Source organism: Caloranaerobacter azorensis DSM 13643, from assembly GCF_900129995.1.
In the GTDB taxonomy this organism is placed as follows: domain Bacteria; phylum Bacillota; class Clostridia; order Tissierellales; family Thermohalobacteraceae; genus Caloranaerobacter; species Caloranaerobacter azorensis.
The window spans coordinates 1-2,160 of sequence record NZ_FQXO01000137.1; the positions used below are offsets into that span (position 1 = coordinate 1).

1 protein-coding gene and 1 other annotated feature are annotated in these 2,160 nt (G+C 32.3%); the gene reads left to right on the plus strand.

From position 1 onward, the window contains the following. Positions 1-190 precede the first annotated feature (190 nt). Positions 191-1,672, plus strand: a complete 1,482-nt coding sequence (gltX, locus tag BUB51_RS12450) for a glutamate--tRNA ligase (RefSeq protein ID WP_073198157.1) — start codon at positions 191-193, stop codon at positions 1,670-1,672. Positions 1,673-1,837: 165 nt separating this feature from the next. Next, positions 1,838-2,047: a binding site (T-box leader), on the plus strand. Positions 2,048-2,160 lie beyond the last annotated feature (113 nt).

Below are 2,160 nucleotides of genomic sequence, written 5' to 3' on the forward strand. Positions count from 1 at the left end.
TTCTTGTAGCGAAGAGATTCAATCACTCCTTGATCCTATTTTAGCTTTAGTATAGCATAAATGAATTTAATTTTTCATATTACGAATTGAAGATACATAATAGAATAATCTTGATAGGGTAAAGGATGTAGTATATAATATACGAATAGAACAAAATTTTCGATTTTTAAAGATATTAGGAGGTAGTCGGATGGCTGAAGTAAGGGTTAGATTTGCACCGAGTCCTACAGGTTATTTGCATATTGGTGGGTTAAGGACAGCACTTTATGATTACATTTTTGCTAAAAATCAAGGTGGGAAGTATATATTAAGGATAGAAGATACAGATAGAACTAGATATGTTGAAGGTGCGATTGAAAATTTAATTGAATCTTTATTATGGGCTGGAGTCGTACATGATGAAGGTGTTTTTATAGAAAATGGAAAACTTGTACAAAAAGGTGAATATGGTCCTTATATACAATCTGAAAGGCTAGATATTTATAAAAAATATGTAGATGAGCTTATCGAGAAAGGTCATGCATATTATTGTTTCTGTTCTAAAGAAAGACTTGATAAGATTAGAGAAGAACAGAAATCTAAAGGGCTTACTCCGAGGTATGATGGTCATTGTAGAGATATAACTATTGAAGAGGCTAAAAAGAGAATAGAAGCTGGTGAAGAATACACAGTAAGATTAAAATTACCACCAAATAAGGATATTAAGTTTAAAGATTTGATTAGAGGGGAAATAACTATAAATACTAATGATTTAGATGATCAGGTATTACTTAAATCAGATGGATTCCCAACTTATCATTTAGCTGTTGTAGTAGATGACCATCTTATGAAAATTACTCATATAGTAAGAGGAGAAGAATGGCTTTCTTCAACTCCAAAACATAGTTTTTTATATGAAGTTTTTGGCTGGGAGCAGCCTGTTTACGTACATCTTCCAACAGTATTAAATAAGAATAAGAAGAAGTTGAGTAAAAGACATGGAGATGTAGCGGTAGGAGATTTTAGAAAGAAAGGATACCTGCCAGAAGCTTTAGTAAATTATTTAGCATTAGTTGGTTGGAGTCCAGAAGACAATAGAGAAATCTTAAGTATGGAAGAGCTTATTAATGAATTTTCTTTCGATAGAGTATCAAAAACTGGAGGAGTTTTTGATATCGATAAACTAAACTGGATAAATGGTCAATATATAAGAAAAAGTGATGTAGATAGAATAACAAAACTTGCAATACCTCATCTTGTTGAAGCAGGATTTATAAATGAAGACGATGTAAAAAATAGATATGAATGGATTAAAATGATAGTATCGGCTCTGCAGGAAAAAATATCTTATATAAGTGAAATTGTTGATAAAGCGGAAATTTTCTTTAAAGATAAAGTAGAGCCTGAAAATGAAGAAGTTGTGGAAGTGCTTAAGGGAGAGCATGTTTCAGGTTTAATAGAGGCTTTTGAAGAAGAACTTAATAGTATCGATGAAATAGATGAAGAATTTGCTTCGAGTTTATTTAAAAAACTTCAAAAGAAAACAGGAGCGAAGGGTAAAAATTTATATATGCCTATTAGAGCGATACTTACAGGACAGCTTCATGGACCAGATTTAGTTAAAACGATTTTGATTTTGGGTAAACAAAATATATTAAAGAGAATAGAATATGTAAAAAAAGAGATTATATAGATAGCTTGAATAAAATATATGATAGTGTGATGGAATTTTTATCTAATTGACAAACAAGTTAAATTTATTTATGATTTATATAATAAAATTTAAAGGTTAAAAAAAGATTGCCCGTATCCATGATATTATTATAATTTCCCATAGATTATATAAAATTGAATATTTTAATAGGTGATGATGAGGAGAGTAGATTTACTAAACCTACAGAGAGAAATCCTTATAAGCTGAGAGGGGTTTCAGGTCAATGGTAAATTGAAGTGCACCTCTGAACTATTACCTGAACTTAAGTAGGGTAAATCGGTTGCTCCGTTATAGCTTAACGAGTTGGGGCTTGAGCCCAAACAGAGTGGAACCGCGGGATAAACCGTCTCTGTATTTAAGAGGCGGTTTTTTATTGTGTGCCGGGCATGCGTAACAACTAGGTGGTGAAAGTCCACTGTGGGGGTTGACCGTGCCAACCACTAGCTAAAGGCAAGGGTGTCCATCGT